Source organism: Ruegeria sp. YKSD179 (genome assembly GCF_059612885.1).
Genome location: NZ_JBXWRL010000021.1, coordinates 1 through 26,120, shown reverse-complemented (window position 1 = coordinate 26,120; position 26,120 = coordinate 1). Strand labels below are relative to the sequence as shown.

Sequence of the window (26,120 nt, the reverse complement as noted above, 5' to 3'; positions counted from 1 at the left end):
GACAAGTCTTTAAAAAGCCAAAAACTATTCGGCTTCTCTAATCTGGTTGATCAGATGTGGAATGCGAATTCTCTCAATAGTATTTCGCTTTTTTATCCACGGTCCTTGAGTTGTGCTTTTCTAATGTCTTTAACGTGTGTGCAATGGAGTCTTAGATTGGGGGGCACACCCAAAATGCTATATCGAGGGTTTTCTAAAGCAGAACTGGACCGGGAATACGCACCGAGTTCGATGATAGGAGGCGATCTGACGCCCTATATCACAAGTTTCGCTGCGCTTAGTGCTCAGGCACGGGTGAATTTGTCCGTTCAGGAAAACCTCGCCTACGGTGAAAAAGACGAGCAAGTGCTCGATTTTTTTCCTTCGGCGGTCGAGGATGCACCGTTGCATGTCTTCATACACGGGGGCTACTGGCAAGCCCTCAGCCAGCGTGAATCGGCAATGATGGCCCCAGCGCTGCATGAAAACGGTCAGGCTTTTGCAGCGCTGAACTATACACTGGCGCCGTTTGCACGCATGGGTCAGATGGTCACGGAATGCCGGGATGCTCTGCTTTGGCTTGCTTCGCAAAGCAAATCTTTGGGTTTTGATCCGGCTAATGTTACCCTGTCCGGCCATAGCGCCGGTGCGCATCTCGTTTCTATGGTCATGGCAACGTCTTCGAACGAATTAGCTCAGGCAGGTTTACGCGTGCGAAATGTAATACTGATCAGTGGTATTTACGATCTGGAACCAATCAGCCTTACGCCAGTTAACGACCCCCTTCAATTGAGCAAGACCGAGGTGCACGACCTATCGCCCTGCCTGAACCTGCCTCTACCGGGTCCACGATACCGGGTAACAGTTGCCGAGCGCGACACATCTGAATTCATTCGACAAAGCCGCGACTACGCCGAGCTTTTACGCAAGGCCGGCCATGCCGTTAGCTTTGATCTGCAGCAAGGAAAAAATCATTTCGACATCGTTCTACCTTCGTACAGTTTTCTGTCTCATAGGACCGATTAGCCACTTTACCGAAAAAAACAGCGGCCCTAAGGACCGCTGCTTCGAACTCTCATCGCGTCGCTCGCTTAGTCAAGCGTGCGAGTTACTTCTTCGCGTTCGAAAATCTCGATGACGTCACCAGCTCGGATATCGTCATAGTTTTCGAATGCCATACCGCATTCCTGACCGGATTGAACTTCCGCCACTTCGTCCTTGAAACGCTTCAGCGTCTTGAGCGTGCCCTCGTGGATTACCACATTGTCGCGCAGTAGGCGTACACCTGCCGACCGGCGTGCCACACCTTCTGTAACCAAACAGCCCGCGACCTTGCCGACACCAGTAACCTTGAAGACCTCTTTGATCTCGGCGTAACCGATGAATTTCTCACGAATCTCTGCGCTTAGCAGACCTGATGCAGCGGCTTTAACATCGTCCACTAGATCATAAATCACCGAGTAGTAACGGATTTCCACGCCTTTTTGGTTCGCGGTATTTCGCGCAGAAGCATTGGCACGGACGTTAAAACCAAAGATTGGTGCACCTGAAGCTTCGGCAAGTCCAACATCCGTCTCGGTGATAGCACCGACACCAGAATGCAGGACTCGTACACGCACTTCTTCGTTACCGATTTTCTCCATTGCCTGAACAATGGCTTCGGCAGAACCTTGAACGTCAGCTTTCATCAGAATGGGCAATTCGGTGACGTTTTCGTCTTCTTTGGCTTTCTGCATCAGTTGTTCAAGGGTGGTCGCGGCACCGGCGGCAGCTCGCTTGTCTTTTGCGGCCTGCTCACGATAGGCTGCGATTTCGCGTGCCTGCGCTTCGGTTTCAGTCACATTCAGAACATCACCCGCTTCAGGGGTGCCGTTGAGACCCAAAACTTCAACCGGGACAGAAGGCCCTGCCTCTTTGACGCGCTCTCCCTTATCGTTGATCAAAGCGCGGACCTTACCGTACTGCTCGCCAACAACAAAGATATCGCCCTGACGCAGTGTACCATTCTGAACCAGAACGGTAGCTACGGGGCCACGACCCACGTCCAGTTGCGCCTCGATCACGGCGCCTTGCGCTGCCCGATCTGGATTGGCTTTGAGTTCCAGAATCTCGGCCTGCAGTGCAATAGCTTCCAGCAGTTCATCGAGGCCTTGGCCCGTAATCGCTGAAACTTCAACGTCCTGAACCTCACCCGACATCTTTTCGACGATGACCTCGTGTTGCAACAGGTCCGTTCGCACCTTGTCCGGGTTCGCCTCGGGCTTGTCGATCTTGTTGATCGCAACAATCATCGGGACACCAGCCGCTTTGGCATGATTGATCGCCTCGATGGTCTGCGGCATCACCGCGTCATCAGCAGCAACAACCAAAACGACGATATCCGTCACCTGAGCCCCGCGCGAGCGCATCGACGTAAATGCCGCGTGGCCCGGCGTGTCAAGGAATGTCAGTGTGACACCATCATCAGTTTTTACCTGATAGGCACCGATATGCTGCGTGATACCACCAGCTTCACCAGCCACAACCCGGGCGTCGCGGATGGCGTCCAGCAGCGAGGTCTTACCATGGTCAACGTGACCCATGATCGTAATCACAGGCGGACGCGGTTTGAGATCCTTATCTGCGTCTTCAACTTCCTTAATGACGTCTTCGACGTCCGAATCAGAGACGCGGGTGACCTTGTGACCAAACTCTTCGATGATCAGTTCCGCAGTGTCTGCATCGATGGTTTGGTTCTGCGTCACCATCATACCCATCTGCATCAACGACTTAACCACATCGGCGACTCGTTCAGCCATCCGGTTGGCCAACTCGGAAACCATGATCGCCTCAGGCAGCTGAACATCACGGATTACCTTTTCCCGCTCGACCGTACCGCCCATAGCTTTTTGACGAGCGCGCTCCTGCTTTCGCTTCATTGATGCCATGGAACGTTGGCGACTGCCTTCGCCGCTGGTCGCCTGTCCCAGTGTCAGCTTACCCGAGCGGCGGTTGTCCTCTCGGCCTTTACGTGACCCGCGCTGCTCTCGTTCGCGATCTTGCTTGCGCGACGCCGAAGCCGGTGCCGGTTTGCTCGATGGCGCCCTGGCCGCCTTAGGCTCTTCTGGCGGCGGAGCTGCAGCAGCAAGCTTAGCTGCTTCCTCGGCCTCTTTTCGGCTACGCTCTTCCTCTTCGGCCTTTGCCCGAGCGCGCTCTTCAGCTTCACGCTGTTCGCGTTCCTTGGCCTCTTGTTCGGCGCGACGGCGGGCACGTTCTTCCTCGCGCGCTTTTTCCTCGGCCTCACGTGCGGCGACCTCTTCAGCCTCTCTTGCTTTGGCCGCTTGCAGCGCCTTCATGCGGCGTGCCATTTCCGCATCGGAAATTCCCGCAGGTCGACGCGATGGGTCACCCGAAGGTGCGGCGCCAGCACCGGGCTTGGTCGCGCCCGGCTTGGGAACCACGACGCGTTTGCGCTTGGTTTCCACCACGACATTCTTGGTCCGTCCATGGCTGAAACTTTGTTTCACATTTCCGGGACGTGCCCCGCCACGCAGACCCAATGTCTTTTTGCCGTCATTATCGCTCATAAAGCTTCTTACCCTTCCGAGCGGCCGCTGCCGCCGTCATCCTTTTCGCGCAAACCGCGCAAGCGCTGCGCTTCCTCTACAACACGTTTGGCGAGTCCGCCAGAGGCGAGCGCCGCATGAATCACAGTTTGGCGCCCAAATGCCTGCCCTAACTCGTCCGCAGTCAACCAGCCGATGTAATTTCCAAAGTGCGGAGTGCTTAATTTTGACTTTCCGCGCCCCGATCCATCGGCAGCCTGAATCAGCACCTGAGCTTCTTCCCTGTCCAGCCAGGTCTTGACCTTTTCGTATCCTGCGACCGCATCGCCAGACTTTCGGGCGAGGCTCAGCAATTCAATAACCCGGCGCAACACTTGACGTTCCACTTCGGCCGTTAGGTCGTTCGGTATGCCAACCTGCGCCTTAAAACCTCGGGCAAACAACTTTTTGCCCACAGCCTTGTCCAAGGCGACCCGGTCAGCGGCTACGTAGACACCACGTCCCGGCAGCTTGGACGCGACATCCGGATAAACCTGACCATCCGGTCCCGTCACAAATCGGATCAACCCATATTTTGGCTGTACTTCGCCAGTCGCAATGCACTTGCGCTCGGGTCCGTCAGACCGATCTTTATGGACGCCGCCGCGACCCATTCGCACCATCCGAGGCCTGAAATCAGGCCTCTGCCTCCTCTTCGACTGCTTCGCCTTCTTCCGCGACCTGCTCCAACTCGGCTGGATCAACCCAACCCAACATGATCCGCGCAGTCATCACCAAATCCTGAGCCTCTTCCAGCGTAACGCCAAAAGGTTCCAAGACACCGTCATCCTTGATGCGCTCTCCATCGACAGTTGTCCAACCGCCTGCCAATTCCCAATCCGCGCACGTTGCGAAGTCTTCCAAATTCTTCACATCGTCCTTGGCCAGCGCTTCTACCATCTGGGGTGTCAGCCCTTCGAATTCAATAAGGCTATCCTCGGCACCCAAAGCTCGAGCAGCATCCAAAGCCGCTTTGGCCTGAGCCTCAAGGAATTCACGCGCTCGGGTCTGCAGTTCCTGCGCGGTTCCTTCATCTACACCGTCGATAACCAACAGCTCTTCGATTTCCACATATGCAACTTCTTCAAGATTAGTGAAGCCTTCGGAAACCAACAGTTGGGCAAAGAATTCATCCAAATCCAGGCTGTCCATAAACAATTGGGTACGGGCTTCGAATTCCTTCTGGCGACGCGCCGATTCTTCGGCTTCGGTCATTATGTCGATGTCCAGGCCTGTTAGCTGGCTGGCCAGACGTACGTTTTGACCTCGGCGCCCTATGGCAAGGCTCAACTGTTCCTCGGGGACCACAACCTCGATCTTGCCCGCTTCCTCGTCCAGAACCACTTTGGACACTTCGGCCGGTTGCAGAGCGTTCACCAAGAAGGTTGGCTGATCTTCATTCCAAGGGATGATATCGATCTTTTCGCCCTGAAGTTCATTCACGACCGCCTGAACACGGCTCCCGCGCATACCAACGCAGGCACCGACGGGATCAATGGAACCGTCGTACGAAATAACAGCGATCTTGGCGCGCGATCCGGGATCCCGTGCCACCGCTTTGACTTCGATAATGCCATCATAGATTTCCGGAACTTCCATTTTGAAAAGCTCGGCCATAAACTCTGGCGCTGTACGCGACAGGAAAATCTGGTGCCCTCGGACTTCGCGACGCACTTCTTTTATATAGGCACGTACACGATCATTGGGGCGATAGCTTTCGCGGCCGATCTTGTCATTGCGCCGCAGAACCGCCTCGGCTCCACCAAGGTCAATAATGACATTACCGAATTCTTCGCGTTTAACAGCACCATTGATAATTGTGCCAGCACGATCTTTGAATTCTTCGTATTGGCGATCCCGCTCTGCTTCGCGAACTTTCTGCAGAATGACCTGTTTGGCAGACTGCGCTGCGATCCGCCCCATTTCTACCGGTGGAACTTCCTCGATAAACACATCGCCAACTTCAGGGCTTTCCATATATTGTTTGGCCTGCTCTACAGTAAACTCGGCCTGATAATTTTCAAGCTCGTCGTCCTCAACAACAGTCCGGACCCGAGTAAAGGTTGCTTTACCGGTTTTGCGGTCAATCGATACACGAATGTCCATCTCGGCGCCGTAGCGGCTCTTGGCTGCACGAGCGAGCGATTCCTCCATCGCTTCGACGACCAAACCTGGGTCGATCATCTTTTCGCGTGCCACGGCCTCGGCGGTCTGCAACAGCTCCAGCTGGTTGGCTGACGTAATTGCCATCAGTTCGTCTCCTCTTCGGACCCTTCGGTCTCAATCTCGTCGAAGGCATTTTCGTTCAAGGCGCCGGCGTCCTTGCGCTGGCGCAGCATTTCTTTGATCAGGTCATCGGTCAGAACCAATTTAGCATCGCTGAGCCAATCGAAATTCAGCCCAATAGTGATCACCTCAGACCCTTCCGGGATGTTGATCAAGACCTCTTCCCCTTCGATCCCGGCAAGTTCGCCCTTAAAGCGGCGGCGGCCGTCGATCAGCTCTGAGGTCTCAATCTTGGCCTCATAACCTTCGAACGTCTCAAAATCCTTGAGACGGGTCAGAGGGCGGTCAATGCCGGGGCTGGATACTTCCAGTGTATAAGCGTCAAGTATCGGGTCCTCGACATCCAAAGTCGCGCTGACAGCGTTCGAAATCTCGGCGCAATCGTCCACTTCTATGCCGCCTTCAGGCTTATCGGCCATGATCTGCAAAGTGGTCTGCTTGCCGCTCATCAGGCGAATGCGGACCAGCTCATACCCCAGATCCTCGATCACCGGTGTGATGATCTCGGCCAGTCGCCTATCAATGGCAGCTTTGGCTATCAAGTCGTTAGTCATTCGGTCTTCACCCTTCGGTCGGGCACAAAAAAACGGGCGCGCGGCCCGTCGATCTTTTCCGGTGGAGCCCCGGACCTTAGCCCGACACGCCGCTGTTGAACTTGCATATACGCAGGATAATCCGAGTCTGCAAGGCGAATGTCAGATATTGTTCAACTGCCATCTAATCAGTGTCCGACCACCCTATGTCACGATGCGTTCCATCACAGAAAGGTTTGTTGCCCGATTTGCCACAACGGCACAGAACATATTTGCTTTGACACGCCCCTTTCGCCTGCAAATCGGTAGGCGGCTCGACCCCGAGAACCCAATACGGGCCGTCCTTTTGCACCTCGATCTGGGCACGGGCGGCATGCAGATGCTCTCGGGTTTCATCGTCTCCCAAGGCCAAAGCGCCAGAAGGGCAAGCAGATACTACTTCCCGAACTTCTTCGGTGGTTCCGCGGTCTGGTTGAACCCATGGTTTTTGTGAAGGGTTAAAAATGTTGGAGGCCAGACGCCCGCATTCAGCTGCATGCGAGCACAAAAGCGGATTGAAGCTCACGGTCACAGATTCGCCGCGATATCCGATAATCCGGTCGCTGCCAGCTGGGGTTCCTCCACGGCTTTCAAAGCCGACCTTAGAATGTGTTCCATCGCAAAAAGGCTTGTTTGCCGAATGCCCGCAACGGCACAAAGCCATGACTTGTTTAACTTCAATCTCGGATCCATCGGAACCACGCATCGAATGAAGGTTTTTTACAATCTGTGGCCCGTTTTCGCGTTCTTCGACAATGGTTTTATCGGACATGTAAATATCCTCCGCTTACCTGATCAGGTTAGTGATACGTACCTTCTTGTCAATTTTTCAGGGCTTAGGTTTTAGGCCAACCACCATCTTTCAGCCAAGCGGCCGTCGTCCAGCGCTCGACCTTCCCCTACTCGACGTGGCACACCTACGTTGGGCGCAACAGCAAGCGCCGAGTCCGCCTTTGACGGAAAATACCGTAAGCCGCTTACACCGCGCAAATCATTGGGGTCTGGAAAGGCCGCGACGTCCACATAACCGTCGCGCAATGCCTCGGCGCGAACTTGAGCGTCAGGGATTACTATAACCTCAATCGTTTCAGCCCATCCTGCTAAATTGTCTTTGTAGTGCCCCGCAACCCTACGTCCAAGGAAATGGCGCATGTCTTCGGCTCGTTCCACGCTGTAACAACCGGTACCGTTAGCCTCATGCAGTGGCGACACACTTTGACCGCCACGGGTGATGACAAAGCGGCTATCGGCTAGAAGAAACGGTAAGCCTGGATTGGGCTCAACAAGCTCAAGCCGCAAGCTATTGGACGACAAAGCCTCGACTTTCCCAACCTCACTTAACACCACTAAAACATCTTGGATATCCAGAGGTGCGCCGTCGTGAAACAAGACGTCGTCGCGAAGCTGAAAACTCCAAAGCCGCGCCTCGAAGTCAGTTTCCCAACCAGTCGTCAGTTCTCCTCGCAGGGTACCATCGGGGGCGACTTCAGTCAGCGTGTCAAACACAGCACCGCGCGCAACCTGCTCCAGACTGTCATCGCGGGGCACTGCCACACGCAAGGTTCCGCCCTTTTTCGGAATATCCGCAAGTGACGCACCTGTGGCAGCCAGCAAGGCGGCCGCTGCACCGGATGCAAACAACGCTCGGCGATCGATCCGGGTCATGCATCCTCCTCCGCCAAGCGATCCATGATTCGGATCAGTTCAGCACTGATGCCCGGCTCTGAAAGGGCGTGACCTGCATTTCGCACCATTCTCAACTCGGCGTTCGGCCACCGTTCGGAAAGCTTCCAGGCGGCTTTGGGTGGACAGATCATATCATAACGGCCCTGAACTATATGGCCCGGGATATGAGCAATCCGGTCCATGTTCTTTAGGATTTGACCATCAAACTCCATGAAACCGCCGTTGATGAAATAATGGTTCTCGAGTCTGGCAAAGGTCCGTGCGTATTCTCCGGGGCTTTCCCCGACCGACCCGTTGGTGTGAATTGATGCAAGTGCGTTTTCCCAATGAGACCAGGCCCGGGCATACAGAATCTCTGTCGCGCGATCGCCTGAGAACAGGCGCTTGTTGTAAGCCCTTATGGCATCGGACTGTTCCGACTCCGGCAGCAGAGATGTGAATTTGGCCCATTGTTCGGGCCAGAACTTACCCGCTCCACCGCCATAGAACCAATCCAACTCGGCTTGAGTCATCATAAAGACTCCCCTTAGCACCAAGCAGCTGACACGGCCCGGATGGGTTTGCGCATATGCGAGTGCAAGAGTGGCGCCCCAACTGCCGCCGAAGGCTATCCACTTCTCGATCTCGAACAACTTCCGCAATCGCTCTATGTCGGCGACAAGATGCCAGGTCGTGTTGTTTTGTACCGACGCGGTGGGGCGGGATCGTCCGCACCCTCGCTGATCGAACAAAATCACACGATATGCCTGCGGATCGAAATATCGCCGCATCGCGGGGCTGCAACCGCCGCCTGGCCCACCGTGCAGAACAACAACAGGTATACCGTCCGGATTGCCTGATTGCTCGACATATATCCGGTGCCCATCGCCCATATCCACCATTCGCTGATCGAACGGATCGATCGGCGGGTACAAATATTGAACTGCGCGCTTTTGGTCCGAGTACTTGTCCATTATTGGCCTATATAGTTCCTAAGCGTAAAAGAGCATACGGAGACAGGAATGCAAGCGCATCCGAACACAGTGGACCCGTCAGAGATCGCAAAATTCGAGGCTATGGCCGCCGAATGGTGGGACCCGCACGGAAAATTCAAACCGCTGCACATGCTCAACCCTTGTCGGTTGGACTATATCACACAGCAGATCACGGGAGAATTTGATCGTGATTTGACGACTTTGTCCCCTTTTAAAGGTTTGCGCCTGCTTGACATTGGGTGTGGTGGCGGTTTGCTAAGTGAACCCATGGCACGTCTTGGCGCGGAAGTCGTAGGTGCGGATGCGGCCGAAGGCAACCTGCCTGTCGCACGCATTCACGCCGAAAAATCCGGACTTTCGATCGATTATCGCCACGCCACTGCCGAATCGATGGCAGCAGCAGGCGAACAATTTGACATTGTTCTGAATATGGAAGTTGTCGAACACGTAGCGGACCCGCTGAGTTTTCTGACGGCAACGCAACAACTTTTGAAACCCGGTGGATTGGAAATTTGCTCGACCATCAACCGCAACCCGAAATCTTACGCGATGGCCATCTTTGGAGCCGAAGTGGTAATGCGTTGGCTACCTCGCGGTACGCATGAGTGGAATAAGTTCATCACACCGGACGAACTGTTCGAGCTGCTGAGAAACGCCGGATTGAACCCGGTGGATCGCAAGGGATTTGTGTTCAACCCAGTTCGATGGAGCTGGTCCATATCCCACCGCGACCTGAGCGTGAATTACGTAACGGCAAGCGTAAAGCCCGGCTGAGGCTATTCACCTTCCAACTGCATTCTCAAGTCGCGAAGGACAGGAAGTGTTGCGCGCACGCGTTCATGACCCAACTCTTCGACCACTTGGTTGATCAGCGGAGCTATCGACGAAATCGCTTGATCCCGCGCACGACGACCTGCTGGGCTGATCGCTACCATTTTTCTACGCGCATCGTCCCAGTCAGGCCGGATGTGAATGTAACCTGCCCATTCCAGCTTGGCCAAAGTATTGGTCATTGCGCCGCGTGTTACGTGAAACGTATTGGCCAATTGTGCCGGACTGCGCTCGTCCCCAGCGAAGACCAAATGGTTCAGGACCGAAAAGTGAGAAATCTCCATACCTTTTGGCAGTACACGGCTCAGCCGGTTCCGCAATAATTGATCTGCGGTCAGAATCTCGCTGAACAAAGTGACCGCCAGGGCGTTTGTATCTTCAGTCATGGTCCGGTTCTGGATCAAGGTCCGTCGAAAGGACGGCAATGTGAAAGCGAGGGCACACGACGGCGCGCCTCTGTCACAGAACTATCATCCAAATTGAAAATGTGAATGCCCGGATCAGTCCCTGCGTCGATCAGCACCTCTCCCCAAGGGGAAACAACCATGCTGTGACCATGAGTGTGGCGCGTCTTTCCCCGGGTTTTCGGGTGTTCACCCGTTTGCGCAGGTGCAAGTACCCAGCAGCCGTTTTCAATAGCTCGGGCGCGTAACAACGATTCCCAATGTGCCGCGCCGGTCACCGGAGAGAATGCGGACGGAACCGTCAGGATGCGCGCGCCTTCTTGTGTGAGCGCAGCGTAGAGATGCGCAAAACGAATATCGTAGCAGATTGTCAGGCCGACTTTTCCAAACTCTGTCTCTGCGACCACTGCCTTGCGGCCGGGCCTGTAATTCTTGGACTCCCGAAAAGTTTCGGCCTCTGAAACTTGCACGTCGAACATGTGGATCTTGTCATATCGGGCCACTATCTGCCCTTGCGGATCGATCAAGAACGACCGATTTGCAAAACGTCCATCCTTGTCCTGCGTCTTAATGGCAAGAGACCCAATCAGTAGCCAAACCCCCAACTTCGCAGCCTCACTACGCAGACCCGCCAAAGTAATGTCATCTGCCTCATGCTGCAAAACCTCAACTTGACGCGTCGCACTGGTCGAAACACAATTTGTGACCTCTGGCGTCAGAATGAACTGTGCGCCCATGTCGGCGGCATCGCTCGTCATGGACCGAACCATTTCCAAGTTTTCGGCCGGATCGTCAGACGAAGTGATTTGCAGCAATGCAGTCTTCATCATGCAGCAAGCAAATGGTCCAGCTTGCCCTGACGCTCAAGCTCGTACAAATCATCGCAACCACCGACGTGCGTCGAGCCAATGAAAATCTGCGGCACTGTGCGCTTCCCACCGGCACGTTCGATCATTTCGGGCTTACGCTTTGGATGCAGCAGCACGTCGACTTCTTTGAACTCGACGCCCTTCTGTTTCAGCAGTCGTTTGGCCGCGTGGCAATAACCACATAAAGGCGAGGTATAAATTTCAACCGGCTTCATATTCCGTACCTTTGGGTTTCGCACAATCCTGCGCGAATTAGGCATCCTTGGCAACGCGCGCCAGCACCAACACGAAAATATGATTGGCCCCGGATGAAACACATGCACTCGCGCAGGCTGATAGGGTCGAGCCCGAAGTCATCACGTCATCAACTAATAGCACTTTACGCTTTTGGAGTCGTTCCGCCCACCGCTGATTAACAGAGACCGATCCTGACATGACTTGGGCGCGCTCTGCGGCAGTCTTTCCATCCAAAACCGGTGTTCTTTCAGTCCGCACCAACAGGTCCGGGCACCAGTCCATTCCACTTTCCCGTGCCAATTGCTGAGCCAGTAAGGCGGATTGATTATATCGACGCTTCAACAGGCGGGTCCAATGCAACTGGACAGGGGCAACGAGCATGTTTTGACAAAAAAGCTCGCGCCCGGCCTGAAACATCCAGCGCGCAGCGGGTCGCGCCAACTCTGGGCGATCTCCGTGTTTTAGGGCGAGAACTAATGATCGTGCCTTTCCCTGATAAATCAGGGCGGCCCGGCCATCCCTCCAAGGGCGCGGTGATTTCAGGCAATCGTCACATTCGACACGATACCCGTCTTTTGCACCGGGTAACGGCATCCCGCAACTCTCGCAGACTGTCCCACTGATAAACGGTGTTTCCCTCCAGCATTTGCCACAGAGGCCGAAATCTGATTCCGTCAGGTCGCCGCAACCCGTGCAACGCGGTGGATAGATTAGCTCAACAGCAGTTTGAATCCCTTGACGAATGCGATACGTGCAGCTCATGAAGTTACCTGCCTCCAACGCACCCTCACTTTTTGATCGTAAGATCCTTGCCCTTCACCGCGCCCGGGCGCGCATCGAGGATCTGTTTCTGCATCGCGCAGCGGCTGATGAAGTACATGATCGCCTGAATTTGGTTAACAAGACATTTACGTCTCCCATAATTGTCAGCCCGTTCCCAAAAGTCTGGACCGAAAGGTTTCCGGAGGCCGACGTTGTTTTGGACGATGACGTACTGGAACTGTCTCCGGCTTCGAATGACCTAGTGATCCACGCCATGGCTTTACACTGGGCCAACGATCCAGTCGGTCAATTAATCCAATGCCACCGGGCGTTGCGCCCAGACGGATTGCTGCTGGCAATCTGTTTGGGCGGCGATACCTTGACCGAATTACGCGCCGCATTGGGTCAAGCTGAGATCGAAATAACCGGCGGGCTAAGCCCACGCGTCGCTCCTATGGGCGAACTGCGTGATTTAGGAGGTTTGCTGCAGAGAGCCGGATTTGCGCTGCCGGTAGCAGACTCCGTGCTGCTGAGTGTGGAATACCGCGATCTGTGGCATCTGATGCATGATCTTCGATCCATGGGAGAAACGAATGCACTTTCAGCGCGTCGAAGAACACTTACCCGTCGAGGGCTGTTCAACGCGGCACAGGCCATTTATTCGGAGAATTTCACATCTCCTTCTGGGCGCCTGACAGCTACTTTCGAATTGATTTGCCTCACCGGCTGGTCACCAGATGACAGCCAGCCCAAACCGCTCCGTCCGGGGTCGGCCCAGACGCGGCTGGCTCATGCCCTACGCACAGATGAACGTAAACTGCCTGATTGACGAGCGAGCATTTCCCGTTATCTGAGGTCAGAACAGGAAAATCAGGAAGTCCAAAATGTTTGATGCCATTCGCCCCGCGCACGCACCAGCGGATCACCCAAAAGTCAAAATGGGCCGTGTGGGAATATTATTGGCAAATCTTGGTACCCCGGACGATTACACTTATTGGCCGATGCGGCGCTATCTGAACGAGTTTCTGTCAGATCGACGTGTGATCGACTATCCACCATGGAAATGGCAGCCAATTCTGCAAGGCATCATCCTGACAAAACGCCCGTTTAGTTCTGGTGAGGCGTATAAATCGATCTGGAACCACGACAAAGGTGAAAGTCCGTTGATGACGATCACCAAAGACCAGACCGCCAAATTGCAAAAAGCCATGCATGAGCGATACGGTGATAAGGTGCTGGTTGATTTCTGCATGCGATACGGAAATCCGGCCACCAAATCTAAAGTCCGGCATATGGTGGCAGAAGGTTGCGACCGGATCCTGTTTTTTCCTCTTTATCCGCAATACGCCGGTGCAACGACGGCGACGGCCAACGATCAGTTTTTCCGCGCCCTGATGGAGGAGACCTGGCAACCTGCCAGCCGAACCGTTCCCGCTTATTTCAGTGAACCCGCTTATATTGACGCTCTGGCTGGTTCGGTTGAACGCGCTTACGCATTGATGGAAGATAAGCCAGACATATTGGTCTGCTCTTACCACGGAATGCCGGAACGGTATCTAAAACAGGGTGACCCCTATCACTGTCAATGCGTAAAAACCTCAAGACTTTTGAAAGAGCGCCTTGGTTGGAACGATGATCAGATTATTTCGACTTTCCAATCGCGATTCGGACCCGAGGAGTGGTTGAAACCCTACACAGTTGACCACGTTGCCGATCTTGCGCGGCAAGGGAAAAAGAACATCGCCGTAATAGCACCTGCATTTTCCGCGGATTGCATCGAAACGCTGGAAGAGATTAACGAAGAGATAAAAGAAAGCTTTGAAGAGGCTGGCGGTGAAAGTTTCACCTATATTCCCTGCCTCAACGACGACGAATCGCACATTACAGCTTTGGGAAAAATTATTCAGGACAACCTGCTTGGATGGCTGGAGTAACAAAAAAAGGCGGTGGACCAGTCCACCGCCTCTTTAATTGGTAGTGTCTCGTCGACTTAGCTTGCTGCGACAGCCGCGGCTACAACAACCAGCAGGATCAACGGCAGGATGATGCCCTGCGACGAACCCTGAGTTTCTTCGACAACTACAGGTGCTTCAACAACCGGCTCTTCCAGGTTGCCAGCATATGCGGTCGAAGCGGCAGCAGTCAGTGCAGCAGCGAGAACGAGTTTCTTCATAATTAACCTCCAGAATTTGCGCGAATCCATTGATCTGGATCGCGCATCCAAGACTTACCTCGTGAATTTTATTAATCAGCAATGCATGGGGAATGCAATTGCAACTTGCGATCCAAGAGAGTTCGTGCGCCAAAATGTCGTCAAATTAGCAACACTTGCGTGCCAACCCTGGCCATTCCGAACAGCTCAGCGATGTCCTCGTTGAACAATCCAATGCAGCCATTCGAAGACCTACGCCCGATTTTTCGCGTGTCATGGGTTCCATGAATGCGATAATACTTCCAGCTCAGGTACAAAGCGTGCGTTCCCAAAGGGTTATCCGGTCCAGGTGGGATATAATCGGGCCATTCCGGATTTCGCTTCTTCATCGAAGGCGTCGGAGACCAGCTAGGGCCTTCGACCTTGCGGATCACACTTGTTCGACCCCTTCGGGTCAATTCTTCGGTCAGCGGCACCGAAGAAGGGTAAAGTTTGTATACGGTTTGATCATCAGACCAGTAATGCAACGCTCTAGACACTGTATCGACCAAAATCGCACCATTTCTGGTATTCGAGAAATAAGGTCGCCAGTCCAGCGCACGAAAGCCCGACACGTTGCGCCGAACCTCCGGTTCCGGTTCCGGCGCAGGTCGCAGCGGGTCACCCGGGATATATTGAGCGACTGCAGGCGATGCGAGGCTGACCATTGCACCGGCCATGAAACCGCGGCGCGTCGGCTGTAAAATGTTCTTCTTGACCATGATGGGCGGTCCTTCTCTAAGAGAATCTCAAAAAACTAAGGTATTCTATTGCTAGAATGCTTCAGTCGCAAATCAAACCGGCAGAATCATGCGGGTTAACACCAATGCGCATTTGCCCCAGGGCTTCATGCAGGCTATTTCCCTTATCGACACAAAATTTGGGCCCAACATGACGCGTATTCTAATTTTTCTTTCGATTTGCCTTGTCGCGCTGACAGCTTGCGATACTTCGCGCACGACCGCCATAGGGGCGGATGGGCGACCATTACCGACGGTTTACAAGATTCGAGGCAACCCGGAAAAGCTACAATTCCGGATGCTGGACTCGGTCAATGCTTTGCGTCAGGCGCAGGGCCTCCAGCCGGTGCAGCTCAATTCTCGTCTGAATGCTGCTGCGGCAACCCATTCCAAGGATATGGCACGACAGAATCGCCCATGGCACTTTGGTTCTGACGGATCATCACCCATCGATCGCGCCGCTCGGTCGGGGTATTCCGGCAGATTCCTTGGCGAGGCTATCTCCGAGACTTATGAAACTGAAACTGAAACGCTGGCCGCGTGGATGCAAGAGCCCGGTCCAAGGGCTGTCATCATGGACCCCAATGCAACGCAGATGGGATTTGCCTGGCACCAGGAAGGCGGCGGGAAAATCTGGTGGACATTGGAAATGGGCGCTGGTGGCTGACCCAGGTAAGTCAGTTGAAAATTGGGTTCTTAGTCCATTGAAACAGACGCAAGTGTTTCAAATAATAAGCACCATCGTTTGCTAAACTTTTCGAAGTTCACGCAGCCTGCATAGACTGCGCCTCGGTCAGAATGGCGTATAACTTCACCGGGTCTGGGTTAGACCTCAGCTTGGCGCAGACTGTCGATTCGCGGAGCGTACGTGAAACAAGTGCAAGTGCCTTTAAATGATCGACGCCGGCTTCCTCCGGTGCAAATAGCGAAAATGCAAGATCTACTGGCTGTCTGTCGACGGATCCGAAATCGAGTGGTTTTTCCAGCAGAATAAACACTCCGGCTACCGCTTCCAGATCGGATAGGCGCGCGTGCGGCAGGGCAACGCCATGTCCGACACCGGTTGGACCCAGACTTTCACGCTCCAGCAGGTTGTCGACAATCGACTGCGAATCCAAACCCATCGTTGATGCCGCGACATCTCCGATCTCTTGAAAAAGCCGCTTCTTGCTGGAAGCTGCCGATAAAACACGTACTGCTTCGGGCTTTAGTATGCTCGAAAGCTCCATAATCATGCTCCATGACGGCCTCCTGACCTTGCAGAAGGCGCCCAGTTACCCTTGCCTGTTATGGATCAATCCAGCCTATGTTACCGTCGTCCCGACGATACACGACATTTAATCCATCCTTGCTCTCATTGCGGAACACTAGCACCGGTGCGCCAGCAAGCTCCATCTGCATAACGGCCTCACCTACACTAAGCGATGGAATTTTAGTTTCCATCTCAGCCACGATCATTGGCTGCAGCGATTCCGGTTCGTCGGCCGTCTCCGATTCGTCAGAGGCGAGGATATAAGAGGACGCGCCAAAGAGTTCAACCGGCTCGGACCGATCCTTGTGATGATCCTTTAGGCGACGTTTATAACGACGCAATTGTGTTTCCATCTTGTCACAGCACGCCTCGAACGCCGCATAAATCTCGGTCGCATGTGCTTTGGCTTGCGCCGTCAGGCCAGTGGACAGATGTACAGTAGTTTCGCACACATATTCATGCGCTGAACGGGAAAAGACGACGTTGGCATCCGTTGGCCGCTGGGCGTATTTTCCAACGACCTCGCCCAGTTCAGTCTGCACGTGGGTCTGCAGAGCCGCACCAATGTCGATCTGTTTTCCGCTGATTTGGTAACGCATGTGGTCTCCTTCACAATTCACACCCATTATGACGTTGCGTTACGCAACGAGCTTGTTGTTATCGGGTGGGGGGTAACGACGATTTCTGCAGTTTATTTCGCCCCGGCCCTTCCGCGAAGGGAGGTCGAGATCCAAATTGGAACCGATGAAATGCCATACACCAATTGAGGCAAGAGACGGCGGAAGAGTCAATCAAAACAGGCGTGTATATACGCGATTTCCTTTGGGTTCCCGACACCAAAACACGCAAGCTCATGAAATACGGAAGTTTTCACCCAAATACACACGCCGCACGTTTTCGTTTTCCACCACTTCGTCCGGCGTGCCCGACATCAAAACCTGCCCGTCATGCAAGATGTAGGCGCGATCCACGATTTCCAATGTTTCCCGTACGTTATGGTCAGTGATCAACACACCGATGCCGCGTTTTTTCAGATCAGCAACAAGATGACGGATATCCCCGACGCTTATGGGATCGACCCCGGCAAAAGGCTCGTCCAGCAACAGATATTTCGGGTTCGCCGCCAGGCACCGCGCGATTTCCACCCGGCGGCGTTCTCCGCCCGACAGTGCCAATGCAGGCGCGCGACGCAAGTGCTCGATTGAAAAATCAGCGAGCAGTTCTTCCAATCGTTCCTTTCGGCGATGCGCGTGATCAACAGTAATGTCCAACACGGCAGAAATGTTGTCTTCGACGCTCATCCCGCGAAAGATCGACATTTCTTGAGGCAAGTATCCGATTCCCAAACGGGCACGCCGGTACATTGGCAAGGTGGTTACAATCTGCCCATCAATCGTGACTGTACCTGCTTCGGGGAAAACCAGCCCGGCCACTGAATAAAAAGTCGTTGTTTTACCAGAGCCGTTCGGCCCCAACAACGCCACTACCTCTGATCGGTCAAGGGTCATGGAAACGTCGCGGATCACCGTCTTCTTTCGATAAGACTTTCGCAGCTTTTCAATTCTTAGACCTGAAGATCCTTCAGCAATAGAAAGTACTGGATTGTTCATTAGTTTCCGCTCGGCTGAAGAATTGTTTTGACCCGCCCGGTCATCGTGGCCAAACCAGTGGTTAGGTTGGCAATCATTTCGTCACCGCTAATGACGCTTGGCCCCTGCGTGAGCAGAACATTGCCCTTCATTTCGATCACACCCGAGTCTATGGTGTATTCCGCCCAATCCCCCTCTGCCGCATCCGGAGGGCTGACCAACACGACATTCTCGGTGGCTTCCATCCTTTCAATAGCTGATTTTTCTTCGTTGTATATTACCAGAACGCGTTCAGCGGTTAGTCGCATTTCGCCTTGGATCACGATGACATTGCCTAGGAATTCAGCTGATCCGTCTTCTTGATTTACGTTCAGAAGCTCAGACGTGACCTCGACGGGCAAGGTCGGATCCGCATTCGCTGATCCAAACGCTACCTGAGCCTCCTGCGCCGGTGCGGATAAGGCGCACATCGTTAAAACAAAGGAAACAAAGGCTACACGTAATTCAAACACAGGTTATCTTTCAGCTTTTTGGGGTTCATATATCAGCTTCACGCCGTCTGTAAAAAAAATATGAACCGGCCCATTCCTTTTTTCCGTTCCAAATTTCATACGTCCGGCAGTAAAATCGCCGATTGGCCCCGTACCATCAACATGCCCAGGCGTATCGCCCCGAATTTCTTCCAAAGATGTGTTCAACAAGTCAGTAGTAACTTGAATCCCGTCTGCAGTTGTAATCACCACATCACCCACAAAAGTGGCCGTACCCTTGTCGGGCCGGATTGTCCCTGAGTTGGATACCATGGTGATCTGGCGCCCGTTTCTCAGGTCATATTTTCCTTCGATCTCGGTCGCTTTTGGGTCATCACCCTCCCGACCCTGACTAGCTCGGCGGGCCTCGACCCGCACTTGTTCGCCCTTGCGGGTAACACCCTTATAGTCCGGCAATGTGACCACCTGATCCGACAAACGTTGGTCAATCGCATCGTTCGAGAATGGTCCGGTTACGTTGGTTTCAACGCTGCGAGACAACAAGAATACCGTAGCCAAAAGAAATATCGCCACCAGCGGAAGCAGAACCTTGAAGAACTGCACCATACGCGAGTAGCGATCCACCTCGGCCCTCCTCATCCCAGACCGGCTCTCAAACAATCGTGGATGTGCAATAGCCCCTGCGCCTGGCCCTGTTCCTCGGGGTCCACAACGAAAAGCGAGGTGATCTTGCGATCATTCATAATCGCGACCGCCTCTTCTGCCATTGCATTCGGCGAGATAGTCAATGGATTGCTCGTCATGACCTTTTCGACATCTTTTTCCAATAGACCATCCATGTTACGGCGCAAATCGCCGTCGGTGACAATGCCCAACAAACGATCTTCGCCATCCACTACGCCTACGACACCAAAACTCTTTTGGCTCATGACAATCAAAGCATCGCTCATAGGCGTTCCTGCAGAAACGATTGGCGTGTCCGCGTGCATCAAATCTCGCACTTTGCTCAGCTGCGCTCCTAACTTTCCACCAGGGTGAAAGTCGCGAAAATTCGCGGGCTGGAAATCGCGGTACTTCATCAAAGCGATGGCCAGCGCATCGCCCATGGCCAAAGTCAATGTAGTCGAAATCGAAGGCACCATGCCATATCCGCAAGCCTCACCCAAAGAAGGGATTAATAGCTGCACATCCGCCTGTTTCATTAGCGTGCTTTCCGGCTTGCTGGACAAGCCTATCAGTGGAATTCCGAAGCGTCGCGTAAAAGTCAGCAGGTTCACCAGCTCGGGCGCTTCGCCGGAATTCGAAATGGCCAACACGACGTCGCCTTTCGACACCATCCCAAGATCACCATGGCTGGCTTCGGCGGGATGCACGAAATACGCAGGCGTGCCCGTACTTGCCAATGTGGCCGCAATCTTATGCCCTATATGTCCGGACTTGCCGATACCGCTTACGATGATGCGGCCAGTCGCGCTCAAGATCATCTGCACTGCCTCAGCGAAATTCTCGTCCAAACCATCCGCAAGAACATCCAGGGCGCGCGCCTCGTCTGTGACGACCTGCCGTGCAGTTATCAGAAAGGATTCCGTTTCCGTCATGAGTGCGCAAAAATATCAGTTTCGGGCCAACCTGCGAGGTCTAGCTTCGCACGCATCGGCAGAAATTCAAAACAGGCCTGGGCCATTTCCGATCGCTCTTCGCGAGCAAGCCGCACGTCCAACTCATCACGCAAACGGTGAAGGTACAAAACGTCCGAGGCGGCATAGTCCAGCTGAGCATCAGTCAGGGTTTCTGCACCCCAGTCGCTCATTTGCTGTTGTTTCGAGATATCGACACCAAGAAGCTCCTGACACAAGTTCTTCAAACCATGCCGATCAGTGTATGTGCGCACAAGCCGGCTGGCGATCTTGGTGCAATAAACTGGCGCTGCCAGAGAACCAAAAGTGTGGTACATGGCCGCAATGTCGAAGCGACCGAAATGGAATAGCTTCAAAACATCTGGATCTTCGAGCATTGCAGACAAGTTGGGCGCCGACGTCTGACCCTTTTCCACCTGAATGATATGGCTGTCGCCATCTCCGCCCGACATCTGAATAACGCAAAGCCGATCGCGATGGGGATTCAAACCCATTGTCTCACAATCAATGGCCACAACCGGACCCAAATCCAAACCGTCAGGTAGGTCGTTTTTGTACAAGTGGTTCGCCACGGAGTTTTCCTTTGTGCCTTGTTGATCCCGAGATAGGGCGTTTGGCGGCTAAACTCAACGCCATCGGCGACACTGTTCCGAATGCAAATGTAAACCGTTGACCCTATCCTATAGGGGGGGATAGGGATATAAAATGCCTGATCATGTACACCAATCCCACCCTGAGATTACAGCGCGTCTGAAACGGGCGCACGGTCACCTGTCAAAGGTCATCGCGATGCTAGAAGGGCAAGAGCCCTGCGTGGACATCGCTCAACAGCTGTTTGCGGTAGAAAAAGCTATTACCAACGCCAAACGCATTTTGATTCACGACCATATCGACCACTGCCTGTCGACTGAACTCAATAATGGAAACTCAAATACAGAAGATTTCAAGACGATCACAAAGTACCTTTGATCCATGCTGAGTGTGTTTCGAAACCGTGTCTACCGGCATCTGTTCGGCGCCCAGATCGTGGCGCTTACAGGAACTGGACTGGCAACTGTGGCGCTGGGTCTACTGGCTTACGATCTGGCCGGTGATCAAGCCGGATTAGTGTTAGGCACTGCCCTAACAATCAAGATGGTTGCCTATGTAGTAATCGCACCATTGGCGGCTGCATTCGCTCAGCAGGCAGACCGACGCAAGATGCTCATTGCGCTTGATCTTTTGCGTGCTGCGGTCGCAATCGGTTTGCCTTTTGTCACAGAAGTATGGCAGGTCTACGTCCTTATCTTTTTACTGCAATCAGCTTCGGCAGGTTTCACACCCGCATTTCAAGCTACGATTCCCGACGTTTTAACGGACGAGAGTGATTATACCAAAGCCCTGTCCTTGTCCCGGCTGGCAATGGACATGGAAAGCCTGCTTAGCCCGATGCTGGCTGCTATCCTGTTAATGGTTGTCAGTTTTGAAAGTTTGTTCTGGGGGACCAGCCTGGGATTTTTCGCATCTGCGCTTTTGGTTATTTCCGTTGTCCTGCCTTCGCCCAAGCCTGCGAAACGGAGGGGAATCTATGACAGAACCACCCGAGGCATTTTGCTTTATCTGCGAACCCAGCGTTTGCGAGGTCTTCTTGCGTTGAACTGGAACGCGGCAGCACTCAGCTCGATGGTAATTGTCAATACCGTCGTCATAATCCGAGCTGATCTTGGCCTTGGTGACAGGGACGTAGCCATCGCACTCGCTGGATTTGGAGGAGGTTCGATGCTGGCCGCGTTCGCGCTTCCTTCCTTGCTGACTCGATTTATGGATCGAAGCGTTATGCTAACCGGTGCTCTGATAGGCACCATGGCGATGGCTGTCTCGGCTGTTCTGTCGGCAACAATTCCGCTGTCGCTTACGTTGCTAACGTTTTTATGGGCCTGTGTGGGGTTTGGATATTCAGCAACCCTGACACCGTCGGGCCGCCTTCTGACACGCTCCGCTATACCCGAGGATCGACCGGCCCTATTCGCCGCACAATTCACCTTGTCGCATGCGTGTTGGTTAGTTTTGTACCCGTTGGCTGGATGGCTGATGACGGCAAACGGTGCAACGTCTGCCCTGGCGTGGATGACCGTGGCTTCCGTTATGGGGCTGATCTTCGCCTTTTTGTTATGGCCATCGGAGTCGGGCGAAGCGGCAGCGCATTTACGCGCTGACGACCCTTGAGCCTGCGGGTTCTTCTGCACTACACCTAAGCTAACATGGATCAACTTGACCGCCGTATCATCGCCGCCCTGCAACACAATGCCCGGGATTCAACCACGCGCATTGCCGCTACACTCGGCGTCGCCCGGACAACGGTGCACGAACGTATTAACCGCATGCAGGAACGCGGTGTGATCGCAGGTTACTCGGTTATTCTTCGCGATTCGGACGACACTCCAAGGGTTCAGGTCATCGTCATGCTTGAAGTTCAGCAGAAAGAGACCTCGCGCATCATAAAAAGGCTCGAGGCTTATCCAGAGGTAAAACTTTGCTTGTCTATAAACGGTGAGTTTGATCTGCTGCTGTCTGCCGAGGCTCCAAGGATAGAAGATCTCGATATCCTCGTGGACGAACTGGCAAAAATCCCCGGGGTTCTGAGAACCAATACCAGCGTGGTATTTGGTCGCCGTATCGATCGAAACTGAAGCTACGATAACACAATGTAAATAGATCAGTTGCTAGCTTGGACGTGATTTCGGAATCGCGGACAGGCAGAATGCCCAAGTTTTTACTCGCGCTGTTTATTTTTCTCGCGTCTATTCAAGTCGCGGACGCCATACCTGACCCCGTGGGACAGTGCGATCGAGCGGCACGACGCGCTTCGCGCCTTGAGGGCGTGCCATTGGATGTCCTGAAGGCGATTTCTCGAGTCGAAACCGGCCGCGCAAAAAACGGGCGGTTAGAACCTTGGCCATGGACCGTCAATGTGGAGGGACGAGGTTATTGGTTCGCAACGGAGAGCGAAGCCAAAACCCACGTTTTCGATATTTTCCAGTCAGGCATCAGCAGCTTTGATGTTGGATGCTTTCAGATCAATTATCGATGGCACGGCAAGGCCTTCCGATCCATCGATGCCATGTTCAATCCCGATGAAAATGCACGCTATGCTGCGCGGTTTCTAAAAGAACTGTTCGCCGAACTTGGGTCTTGGCCCGAGGCCGCAGGTGCATATCACTCACGAACACCAGAGTTGTCCGAGGCGTATTTGCCAACGCCGCGCAGATCGAAATGGCAACGGTTGAAGCCAGTCAGGGAGTGGATACTGACACTGAGCTGCAAAACCTAACTCAAATTCAACAGGTCTATGCAGCGAACGCGCGGATGATCTCTGTCGTCGATGAACTAATGGAAACACTGCTGAGGATTTGATGATGAAGCTTAACTCGATTGGCGATATGGCCCGGAGCATGACTGTCAGAGCACGCAGTGTTCAGATCAGGAACCAGCTCGATACTCTGACCTATGAAATGCAATGGGGCCGGGTGAGAAATGTCTCTGAACATTTGGGCGGCGATTACTCGCAGCTATTGGATCTGGACAGAAGTCTATCCCGGCTCGACGCGTACAGAGTTGCCACTTCCGAGGCACGCCTGTTTACCGATGCGATGCAATTAAGTTTGAATGTTGTGGGCGATTCAATTGGCAAAGTATCAGCGACGCTGTTGTCTTTTGGAACGGCAAATCAGACGGTCACGCATGATCAAGCCTCTGTTCAGGCTCGTGAAGAGTTAGACACAATGATGTCGGCCTTGAACAAGCGCGTCGGCGGACGCAGCTTGTTTTCAGGCATTGCGACAGATGTTTCACCTTTGGTTTCCCTAGAGTCTCTGTTGGCTGCTCTTCGAGCCGAGATGGTTGGTCAACCGACGATCAGCGCGATGCGACAGGCGGCAGAAGACTGGTTCAACGACCCGGCCGGATTTGAAACTGTGATCTACAGGGGTTCGAACACAAAACTCACACCGATGCAGATATCAGAGAACGAGCGTATCAACCTTCCAATCACCGCAAACGACACACAATTTCGCACTGCAATGCGCGATGTTGCTATTGCTGCATTGGTTTCCGATCCAGCCTTGAATATAGCACCTGATGCAAAAACGGCCCTCTTTCGGCAACTAGGCGTGGACCTGGCCGATAATGAGGCAGATAATATCAAGTTGCAGGCCAGAGTGGGCACAGCAGAAGAACGTATCGAGCAAGCCGCCACGCGGAATGCTGCGGCGAGAACAAGCCTGGAGATCAGCAAAAACAACCTTATTGCAGCGGACCCTGAAAGCACAGCTACACAACTTAAGGCCGTGCAATTCCAATTGGAAAGTCTTTACACTGTCACAGTTCGCAACTCGACTCTATCGTTGGTGAATTTCCTGAGATGAGGGTTCTTGCGCTTATTTTATTCCTGCTTCCAGGACTGGCAACGGCCGGTGCGATCCGCCTTAAGGATTTGGTGGATTTCGACGGCGTGCGTGGAAACGATCTTGTGGGATATGGTCTGGTCGTCGGGCTGAACGGTACAGGTGACGGCCTGCGGAACTCGCCATTTACCGAAGAAATAATGTACAACATCCTTGAACGTCTGGGCGTAAACGTGACCGGAGAAGAATTTCGGCCAAAGAACGTTGCTGCCGTAATGGTGACAGCAAGCCTGCCACCGTTTTCCCGAGTTGGAAGCCAAATTGATATCACCGTTTCAGCGATTGGCGACAGCAAAAGCTTGTTGGGCGGTACATTGATCATGACTCCCTTGAACGCAGCGGATGGTCAGATTTACGCGGTGGCTCAAGGCACTGTACTCGCGGGCGGAGCGGTAGCCGAAGGCGAGGCGGCATCCGTCGTACGTGGCGTACCGACCTCGGGCGTGGTTCCGTCTGGCGCACGGGTAGAACGCGAAATTGACTTTGAACTTTCTGCCCTTACTCAAATGCGACTAGCTTTGCGGGAACCCGATTTCACCACGGCCGGGCGCATCGAAACAGCCATCAATGCGGAATTCAATCGCGCAGTCGCGATCATGCGCGACTCCGGGACTGTCGAGATAGACATTGCAGCGACGCAATCGATCTCAACCGCGCACGCCATTGGGCGCATCGAGAACATATTGGTTCAGCCAGAAGCCAAGGCACGCGTTGTTGTGGATCAACGTTCAGGCACCATTGTCATGGGGCGCGATGTCAGAATTTCACGTGTTGCCGTTTCTCAGGGCAACCTGACTTTAACAGTCGAAGAGACGCCCGTCGCTGTTCAGCCCAACCCGTTTGCGCGTGGCGAAACCGTTGTTGTACCAAGAACCGTTGCCGAAATCGAGGAAGAAGAGGGTACTGGCCTTGCCGAGATTCCCGAAGCTGCCACACTTTCTGAGGTTGTTTCAGGACTAAACGCGCTGGGTGTCTCACCACGGGACATGATAGACATACTGAAAACAATAAAGGCTGCAGGTGCCTTACATGCCGAATTTGTCGTGAGGTATGGCGCAACGCAGAAATGCAATTACCCTTATTCTCACCCACAAGTGATCACTTAGATTTCCATGAATCCAGCCACCTGCGGAAACGGCCTCGTTTTTCCTCAATCGCGTCTCCAGCGGCGTAAAAACCATCCTCAACGCTTTCCAGCATTGGGTCAATCCGTGCCTGCCGAAATCGGCGCCAGCGAACCCAAATCGCCCATATAAATGCGGCAAAAATGATTAGAAAGACAATGTTAAACCAGGGAATAACGCGTGCATCGGGGCCTTCGACGTGTTTTATGAAAATCGCGTTGGGAAAGATCGACATAAACTCATTACGCCAGCCATAGTAGGTTACGACAACCCAATCCGGATTATCCTTTGTGGATTTAGCGTCATTAGCCTCTGTGTATAGGTTGGCAGTGTCGAACTTGAAATATGGTGGCCAGCCCCAACCCGTGTCTTCGTTGCGATACACGATTGGCTTTCCATTCGCACGCACCGCCTGGATAAACTGAACGTCTCGATTGGAAAGGCTGGTCGATTGATCCTCGGGTTCTGAC

Annotated in this window: 31 protein-coding genes and 2 pseudogenes; 12 read left to right on the top strand and 21 right to left on the bottom strand. The window is 53.5% G+C overall.

Annotated features, from left to right (window positions below):
* Positions 1 to 156 precede the first annotated feature (156 nt).
* The gene (locus tag AC2FNE_RS12200; protein ID WP_496805465.1) at positions 157 to 1,005 is read left to right on the top strand and encodes an alpha/beta hydrolase; all 849 of its coding nucleotides are present in this window, start codon (positions 157 to 159) and stop codon (positions 1,003 to 1,005) included.
* 65 nt (positions 1,006 to 1,070) lie between these two features.
* Here the strand turns inward: AC2FNE_RS12200 and infB are convergent, their stop codons facing one another.
* The 7 genes from infB to pip form a co-directional block, all read right to left on the bottom strand.
* Positions 1,071 to 3,545 carry a translation initiation factor IF-2 gene (infB, locus tag AC2FNE_RS12195; protein WP_170607496.1) on the bottom strand — a complete coding sequence of 825 codons (2,475 nt, stop codon included), beginning with the start codon at positions 3,543 to 3,545 and terminating at the stop codon, positions 1,071 to 1,073.
* Between the two features lie 8 nt (positions 3,546 to 3,553).
* Entirely contained in the window at positions 3,554 to 4,177 is a 624-nt protein-coding gene (locus tag AC2FNE_RS12190; protein ID WP_170474409.1) for an RNA-binding protein, read from the bottom strand.
* A 22-nt stretch (positions 4,178 to 4,199) separates the two neighbouring features.
* On the bottom strand, positions 4,200 to 5,813 hold the full coding sequence (nusA, locus tag AC2FNE_RS12185) for a transcription termination factor NusA (protein WP_170607495.1): 1,614 nt from the start codon (positions 5,811 to 5,813) through the stop codon (positions 4,200 to 4,202).
* On the bottom strand, positions 5,813 to 6,403 hold the full coding sequence (gene rimP, locus AC2FNE_RS12180) for a ribosome maturation factor RimP (RefSeq protein WP_170474404.1): 591 nt from the start codon (positions 6,401 to 6,403) through the stop codon (positions 5,813 to 5,815). The genes nusA and rimP overlap by 1 nt, the downstream gene beginning before the upstream one ends.
* Before the next feature lie 163 nt (positions 6,404 to 6,566).
* Positions 6,567 to 7,193: a CDGSH iron-sulfur domain-containing protein gene (locus AC2FNE_RS12175; protein ID WP_496805464.1), complete on the bottom strand. Its 627-nt coding sequence runs from the start codon at positions 7,191 to 7,193 to the stop codon at positions 6,567 to 6,569.
* A 71-nt stretch (positions 7,194 to 7,264) separates the two neighbouring features.
* Positions 7,265 to 8,086: an ABC transporter substrate-binding protein gene (locus AC2FNE_RS12170; RefSeq protein WP_170607490.1), complete on the bottom strand. Its 822-nt coding sequence runs from the start codon at positions 8,084 to 8,086 to the stop codon at positions 7,265 to 7,267.
* Positions 8,083 to 9,060 (bottom strand): prolyl aminopeptidase, encoded by a 978-nt coding sequence (gene pip / locus AC2FNE_RS12165; protein ID WP_170474396.1) that lies wholly within the window; start codon positions 9,058 to 9,060, stop codon positions 8,083 to 8,085. Before pip ends, AC2FNE_RS12170 begins: the two co-directional genes overlap by 4 nt.
* 48 nt (positions 9,061 to 9,108) lie before the next feature.
* On the opposite strand from pip, the gene ubiG reads away from it, so the two are divergent.
* Entirely contained in the window at positions 9,109 to 9,855 is a 747-nt protein-coding gene (gene ubiG / locus AC2FNE_RS12160; RefSeq protein WP_496805463.1) for a bifunctional 2-polyprenyl-6-hydroxyphenol methylase/3-demethylubiquinol 3-O-methyltransferase UbiG, read from the top strand.
* A 2-nt stretch (positions 9,856 to 9,857) separates the two neighbouring features.
* Here ubiG and AC2FNE_RS12155 read toward each other — a convergent pair whose 3' ends face one another.
* From AC2FNE_RS12155 to AC2FNE_RS12140, 4 genes are read right to left on the bottom strand one after another with little or no spacing between them, the layout of a single operon-like run.
* A complete protein-coding gene (locus AC2FNE_RS12155) occupies positions 9,858 to 10,298 on the bottom strand; it encodes a MarR family winged helix-turn-helix transcriptional regulator (RefSeq protein ID WP_170474390.1) in 441 nt (146 codons plus the stop codon).
* A gap of 14 nt (positions 10,299 to 10,312) precedes the next feature.
* Positions 10,313 to 11,143 carry a carbon-nitrogen hydrolase family protein gene (locus AC2FNE_RS12150; RefSeq protein WP_496805484.1) on the bottom strand — a complete coding sequence of 277 codons (831 nt, stop codon included), beginning with the start codon at positions 11,141 to 11,143 and terminating at the stop codon, positions 10,313 to 10,315.
* Positions 11,143 to 11,400 (bottom strand): glutaredoxin 3, encoded by a 258-nt coding sequence (gene grxC, locus AC2FNE_RS12145; protein ID WP_170607486.1) that lies wholly within the window; start codon positions 11,398 to 11,400, stop codon positions 11,143 to 11,145. The genes AC2FNE_RS12150 and grxC overlap by 1 nt, the downstream gene beginning before the upstream one ends.
* Before the next feature lie 37 nt (positions 11,401 to 11,437).
* Positions 11,438 to 12,184: a double zinc ribbon domain-containing protein gene (locus AC2FNE_RS12140; protein ID WP_496805462.1), complete on the bottom strand. Its 747-nt coding sequence runs from the start codon at positions 12,182 to 12,184 to the stop codon at positions 11,438 to 11,440.
* Here AC2FNE_RS12140 and AC2FNE_RS12135 point away from each other — a divergent pair.
* A complete protein-coding gene (locus tag AC2FNE_RS12135) occupies positions 12,183 to 13,013 on the top strand; it encodes a methyltransferase domain-containing protein (RefSeq protein WP_496805461.1) in 831 nt (276 codons plus the stop codon). The two genes, AC2FNE_RS12140 and AC2FNE_RS12135, sit on opposite strands and share 2 nt — an antisense overlap.
* A 55-nt stretch (positions 13,014 to 13,068) precedes the next feature.
* Positions 13,069 to 14,118 (top strand): ferrochelatase, encoded by a 1,050-nt coding sequence (gene hemH, locus AC2FNE_RS12130; protein WP_170474378.1) that lies wholly within the window; start codon positions 13,069 to 13,071, stop codon positions 14,116 to 14,118.
* A gap of 56 nt (positions 14,119 to 14,174) precedes the next feature.
* On the opposite strand, the gene AC2FNE_RS12125 is transcribed toward hemH, so the two are convergent.
* Positions 14,175 to 14,357: a hypothetical protein gene (locus tag AC2FNE_RS12125; protein ID WP_010442520.1), complete on the bottom strand. Its 183-nt coding sequence runs from the start codon at positions 14,355 to 14,357 to the stop codon at positions 14,175 to 14,177.
* A 140-nt stretch (positions 14,358 to 14,497) separates the two neighbouring features.
* Complete coding sequence (locus tag AC2FNE_RS12120) at positions 14,498 to 15,097, bottom strand: L,D-transpeptidase (RefSeq protein WP_170474375.1); 600 nt, start codon at positions 15,095 to 15,097, stop codon at positions 14,498 to 14,500.
* Positions 15,098 to 15,266: 169 nt separating this feature from the next.
* On the opposite strand from AC2FNE_RS12120, the gene dalA reads away from it, so the two are divergent.
* A complete protein-coding gene (gene dalA, locus AC2FNE_RS12115) occupies positions 15,267 to 15,782 on the top strand; it encodes a divisome-associated lipoprotein DalA (RefSeq protein WP_254442627.1) in 516 nt (171 codons plus the stop codon).
* Positions 15,783 to 15,879: 97 nt separating this feature from the next.
* Here the strand turns inward: dalA and AC2FNE_RS12110 are convergent, their stop codons facing one another.
* From AC2FNE_RS12110 to AC2FNE_RS12080, 7 genes are all read right to left on the bottom strand, one after another.
* Positions 15,880 to 16,344, bottom strand: coding sequence for a PTS sugar transporter subunit IIA (locus AC2FNE_RS12110; RefSeq protein WP_170474369.1), 465 nt, complete (start codon positions 16,342 to 16,344; stop codon positions 15,880 to 15,882).
* Positions 16,345 to 16,402: 58 nt separating this feature from the next.
* The gene (gene hpf / locus AC2FNE_RS12105; protein WP_170607481.1) at positions 16,403 to 16,966 is read right to left on the bottom strand and encodes a ribosome hibernation-promoting factor, HPF/YfiA family; all 564 of its coding nucleotides are present in this window, start codon (positions 16,964 to 16,966) and stop codon (positions 16,403 to 16,405) included.
* 252 nt (positions 16,967 to 17,218) lie between these two features.
* The gene (gene lptB / locus AC2FNE_RS12100; RefSeq protein WP_170607479.1) at positions 17,219 to 17,977 is read right to left on the bottom strand and encodes an LPS export ABC transporter ATP-binding protein; all 759 of its coding nucleotides are present in this window, start codon (positions 17,975 to 17,977) and stop codon (positions 17,219 to 17,221) included.
* Positions 17,977 to 18,468: an LptA/OstA family protein gene (locus tag AC2FNE_RS12095; protein WP_437436826.1), complete on the bottom strand. Its 492-nt coding sequence runs from the start codon at positions 18,466 to 18,468 to the stop codon at positions 17,977 to 17,979. Before AC2FNE_RS12095 ends, lptB begins: the two co-directional genes overlap by 1 nt.
* Positions 18,469 to 18,471: 3 nt before the next feature.
* Entirely contained in the window at positions 18,472 to 19,071 is a 600-nt protein-coding gene (gene lptC / locus AC2FNE_RS12090) for an LPS export ABC transporter periplasmic protein LptC (RefSeq protein ID WP_170607477.1), read from the bottom strand.
* A gap of 11 nt (positions 19,072 to 19,082) precedes the next feature.
* Positions 19,083 to 20,045: a KpsF/GutQ family sugar-phosphate isomerase gene (locus AC2FNE_RS12085; protein WP_170607475.1), complete on the bottom strand. Its 963-nt coding sequence runs from the start codon at positions 20,043 to 20,045 to the stop codon at positions 19,083 to 19,085.
* On the bottom strand, positions 20,042 to 20,656 hold the full coding sequence (locus AC2FNE_RS12080; protein WP_170474352.1) for a ribonuclease D: 615 nt from the start codon (positions 20,654 to 20,656) through the stop codon (positions 20,042 to 20,044). Before AC2FNE_RS12080 ends, AC2FNE_RS12085 begins: the two co-directional genes overlap by 4 nt.
* A 133-nt stretch (positions 20,657 to 20,789) precedes the next feature.
* On the opposite strand from AC2FNE_RS12080, the gene AC2FNE_RS12075 reads away from it, so the two are divergent.
* From AC2FNE_RS12075 to AC2FNE_RS12045, 7 genes and pseudogenes are all read left to right on the top strand, one after another.
* Entirely contained in the window at positions 20,790 to 21,053 is a 264-nt protein-coding gene (locus tag AC2FNE_RS12075; RefSeq protein WP_170607473.1) for a metal-sensing transcriptional repressor, read from the top strand.
* A 3-nt stretch (positions 21,054 to 21,056) separates the two neighbouring features.
* Positions 21,057 to 22,289: an MFS transporter gene (locus AC2FNE_RS12070; RefSeq protein ID WP_170607471.1), complete on the top strand. Its 1,233-nt coding sequence runs from the start codon at positions 21,057 to 21,059 to the stop codon at positions 22,287 to 22,289.
* Positions 22,290 to 22,324: 35 nt separating this feature from the next.
* Positions 22,325 to 22,753, top strand: a complete 429-nt coding sequence (locus AC2FNE_RS12065) for an Lrp/AsnC family transcriptional regulator (protein WP_170474344.1) — start codon at positions 22,325 to 22,327, stop codon at positions 22,751 to 22,753.
* Between the two features lie 71 nt (positions 22,754 to 22,824).
* Positions 22,825 to 23,274 (top strand): annotated as a pseudogene (locus tag AC2FNE_RS12060) (lysozyme family protein); the annotation flags it as partial.
* Between the two features lie 38 nt (positions 23,275 to 23,312).
* Positions 23,313 to 23,477 (top strand): annotated as a pseudogene (locus AC2FNE_RS12055) (flagellar basal body rod C-terminal domain-containing protein); the annotation flags it as partial.
* Positions 23,477 to 24,487 (top strand): flagellin family protein, encoded by a 1,011-nt coding sequence (locus AC2FNE_RS12050; RefSeq protein ID WP_496805460.1) that lies wholly within the window; start codon positions 23,477 to 23,479, stop codon positions 24,485 to 24,487. The pseudogene AC2FNE_RS12055 and the gene AC2FNE_RS12050, both read left to right, overlap by 1 nt.
* Positions 24,484 to 25,632, top strand: coding sequence for a flagellar basal body P-ring protein FlgI (locus AC2FNE_RS12045; protein ID WP_496805459.1), 1,149 nt, complete (start codon positions 24,484 to 24,486; stop codon positions 25,630 to 25,632). The genes AC2FNE_RS12050 and AC2FNE_RS12045 overlap by 4 nt, the downstream gene beginning before the upstream one ends.
* Here AC2FNE_RS12045 and AC2FNE_RS12040 read toward each other — a convergent pair.
* Positions 25,625 to 26,120: DUF1523 family protein (locus tag AC2FNE_RS12040; protein WP_496805458.1), on the bottom strand; the 496-nt coding region annotated here is incomplete at its 5' end. The genes AC2FNE_RS12045 and AC2FNE_RS12040 overlap by 8 nt on opposite strands.

What these genes read in the sequence shown, in the direction of transcription:
- infB (WP_170607496.1), bottom strand. Translation starts at nt 3,545, where the DNA reads ATGAGCGATAATGACGGCAAAAAGACATTGGGTCTGCGTGGCGGGGCA.
- AC2FNE_RS12190 (WP_170474409.1), bottom strand. Translation starts at nt 4,177, where the DNA reads ATGGGTCGCGGCGGCGTCCATAAAGATCGGTCTGACGGACCCGAGCGC.
- nusA (WP_170607495.1), bottom strand. Translation starts at nt 5,813, where the DNA reads ATGGCAATTACGTCAGCCAACCAGCTGGAGCTGTTGCAGACCGCCGAG.
- rimP (WP_170474404.1), bottom strand. Translation starts at nt 6,403, where the DNA reads ATGACTAACGACTTGATAGCCAAAGCTGCCATTGATAGGCGACTGGCC.
- AC2FNE_RS12175 (WP_496805464.1), bottom strand. Translation starts at nt 7,193, where the DNA reads ATGTCCGATAAAACCATTGTCGAAGAACGCGAAAACGGGCCACAGATT.
- AC2FNE_RS12170 (WP_170607490.1), bottom strand. Translation starts at nt 8,086, where the DNA reads ATGACCCGGATCGATCGCCGAGCGTTGTTTGCATCCGGTGCAGCGGCC.
- pip (WP_170474396.1), bottom strand. Translation starts at nt 9,060, where the DNA reads ATGGACAAGTACTCGGACCAAAAGCGCGCAGTTCAATATTTGTACCCG.
- ubiG (WP_496805463.1), top strand. Translation starts at nt 9,109, where the DNA reads ATGCAAGCGCATCCGAACACAGTGGACCCGTCAGAGATCGCAAAATTC.
- AC2FNE_RS12155 (WP_170474390.1), bottom strand. Translation starts at nt 10,298, where the DNA reads ATGACTGAAGATACAAACGCCCTGGCGGTCACTTTGTTCAGCGAGATT.
- AC2FNE_RS12150 (WP_496805484.1), bottom strand. Translation starts at nt 11,143, where the DNA reads ATGAAGACTGCATTGCTGCAAATCACTTCGTCTGACGATCCGGCCGAA.
- grxC (WP_170607486.1), bottom strand. Translation starts at nt 11,400, where the DNA reads ATGAAGCCGGTTGAAATTTATACCTCGCCTTTATGTGGTTATTGCCAC.
- AC2FNE_RS12135 (WP_496805461.1), top strand. Translation starts at nt 12,183, where the DNA reads ATGAAGTTACCTGCCTCCAACGCACCCTCACTTTTTGATCGTAAGATC.
- AC2FNE_RS12140 (WP_496805462.1), bottom strand. Translation starts at nt 12,184, where the DNA reads ATGAGCTGCACGTATCGCATTCGTCAAGGGATTCAAACTGCTGTTGAG.
- hemH (WP_170474378.1), top strand. Translation starts at nt 13,069, where the DNA reads ATGTTTGATGCCATTCGCCCCGCGCACGCACCAGCGGATCACCCAAAA.
- AC2FNE_RS12125 (WP_010442520.1), bottom strand. Translation starts at nt 14,357, where the DNA reads ATGAAGAAACTCGTTCTCGCTGCTGCACTGACTGCTGCCGCTTCGACC.
- AC2FNE_RS12120 (WP_170474375.1), bottom strand. Translation starts at nt 15,097, where the DNA reads ATGGTCAAGAAGAACATTTTACAGCCGACGCGCCGCGGTTTCATGGCC.
- dalA (WP_254442627.1), top strand. Translation starts at nt 15,267, where the DNA reads ATGACGCGTATTCTAATTTTTCTTTCGATTTGCCTTGTCGCGCTGACA.
- AC2FNE_RS12110 (WP_170474369.1), bottom strand. Translation starts at nt 16,344, where the DNA reads ATGGAGCTTTCGAGCATACTAAAGCCCGAAGCAGTACGTGTTTTATCG.
- hpf (WP_170607481.1), bottom strand. Translation starts at nt 16,966, where the DNA reads ATGCGTTACCAAATCAGCGGAAAACAGATCGACATTGGTGCGGCTCTG.
- lptB (WP_170607479.1), bottom strand. Translation starts at nt 17,977, where the DNA reads ATGAACAATCCAGTACTTTCTATTGCTGAAGGATCTTCAGGTCTAAGA.
- AC2FNE_RS12085 (WP_170607475.1), bottom strand. Translation starts at nt 20,045, where the DNA reads ATGACGGAAACGGAATCCTTTCTGATAACTGCACGGCAGGTCGTCACA.
- AC2FNE_RS12075 (WP_170607473.1), top strand. Translation starts at nt 20,790, where the DNA reads ATGCCTGATCATGTACACCAATCCCACCCTGAGATTACAGCGCGTCTG.
- AC2FNE_RS12070 (WP_170607471.1), top strand. Translation starts at nt 21,057, where the DNA reads ATGCTGAGTGTGTTTCGAAACCGTGTCTACCGGCATCTGTTCGGCGCC.
- AC2FNE_RS12065 (WP_170474344.1), top strand. Translation starts at nt 22,325, where the DNA reads ATGGATCAACTTGACCGCCGTATCATCGCCGCCCTGCAACACAATGCC.
- AC2FNE_RS12050 (WP_496805460.1), top strand. Translation starts at nt 23,477, where the DNA reads ATGATGAAGCTTAACTCGATTGGCGATATGGCCCGGAGCATGACTGTC.
- AC2FNE_RS12045 (WP_496805459.1), top strand. Translation starts at nt 24,484, where the DNA reads ATGAGGGTTCTTGCGCTTATTTTATTCCTGCTTCCAGGACTGGCAACG.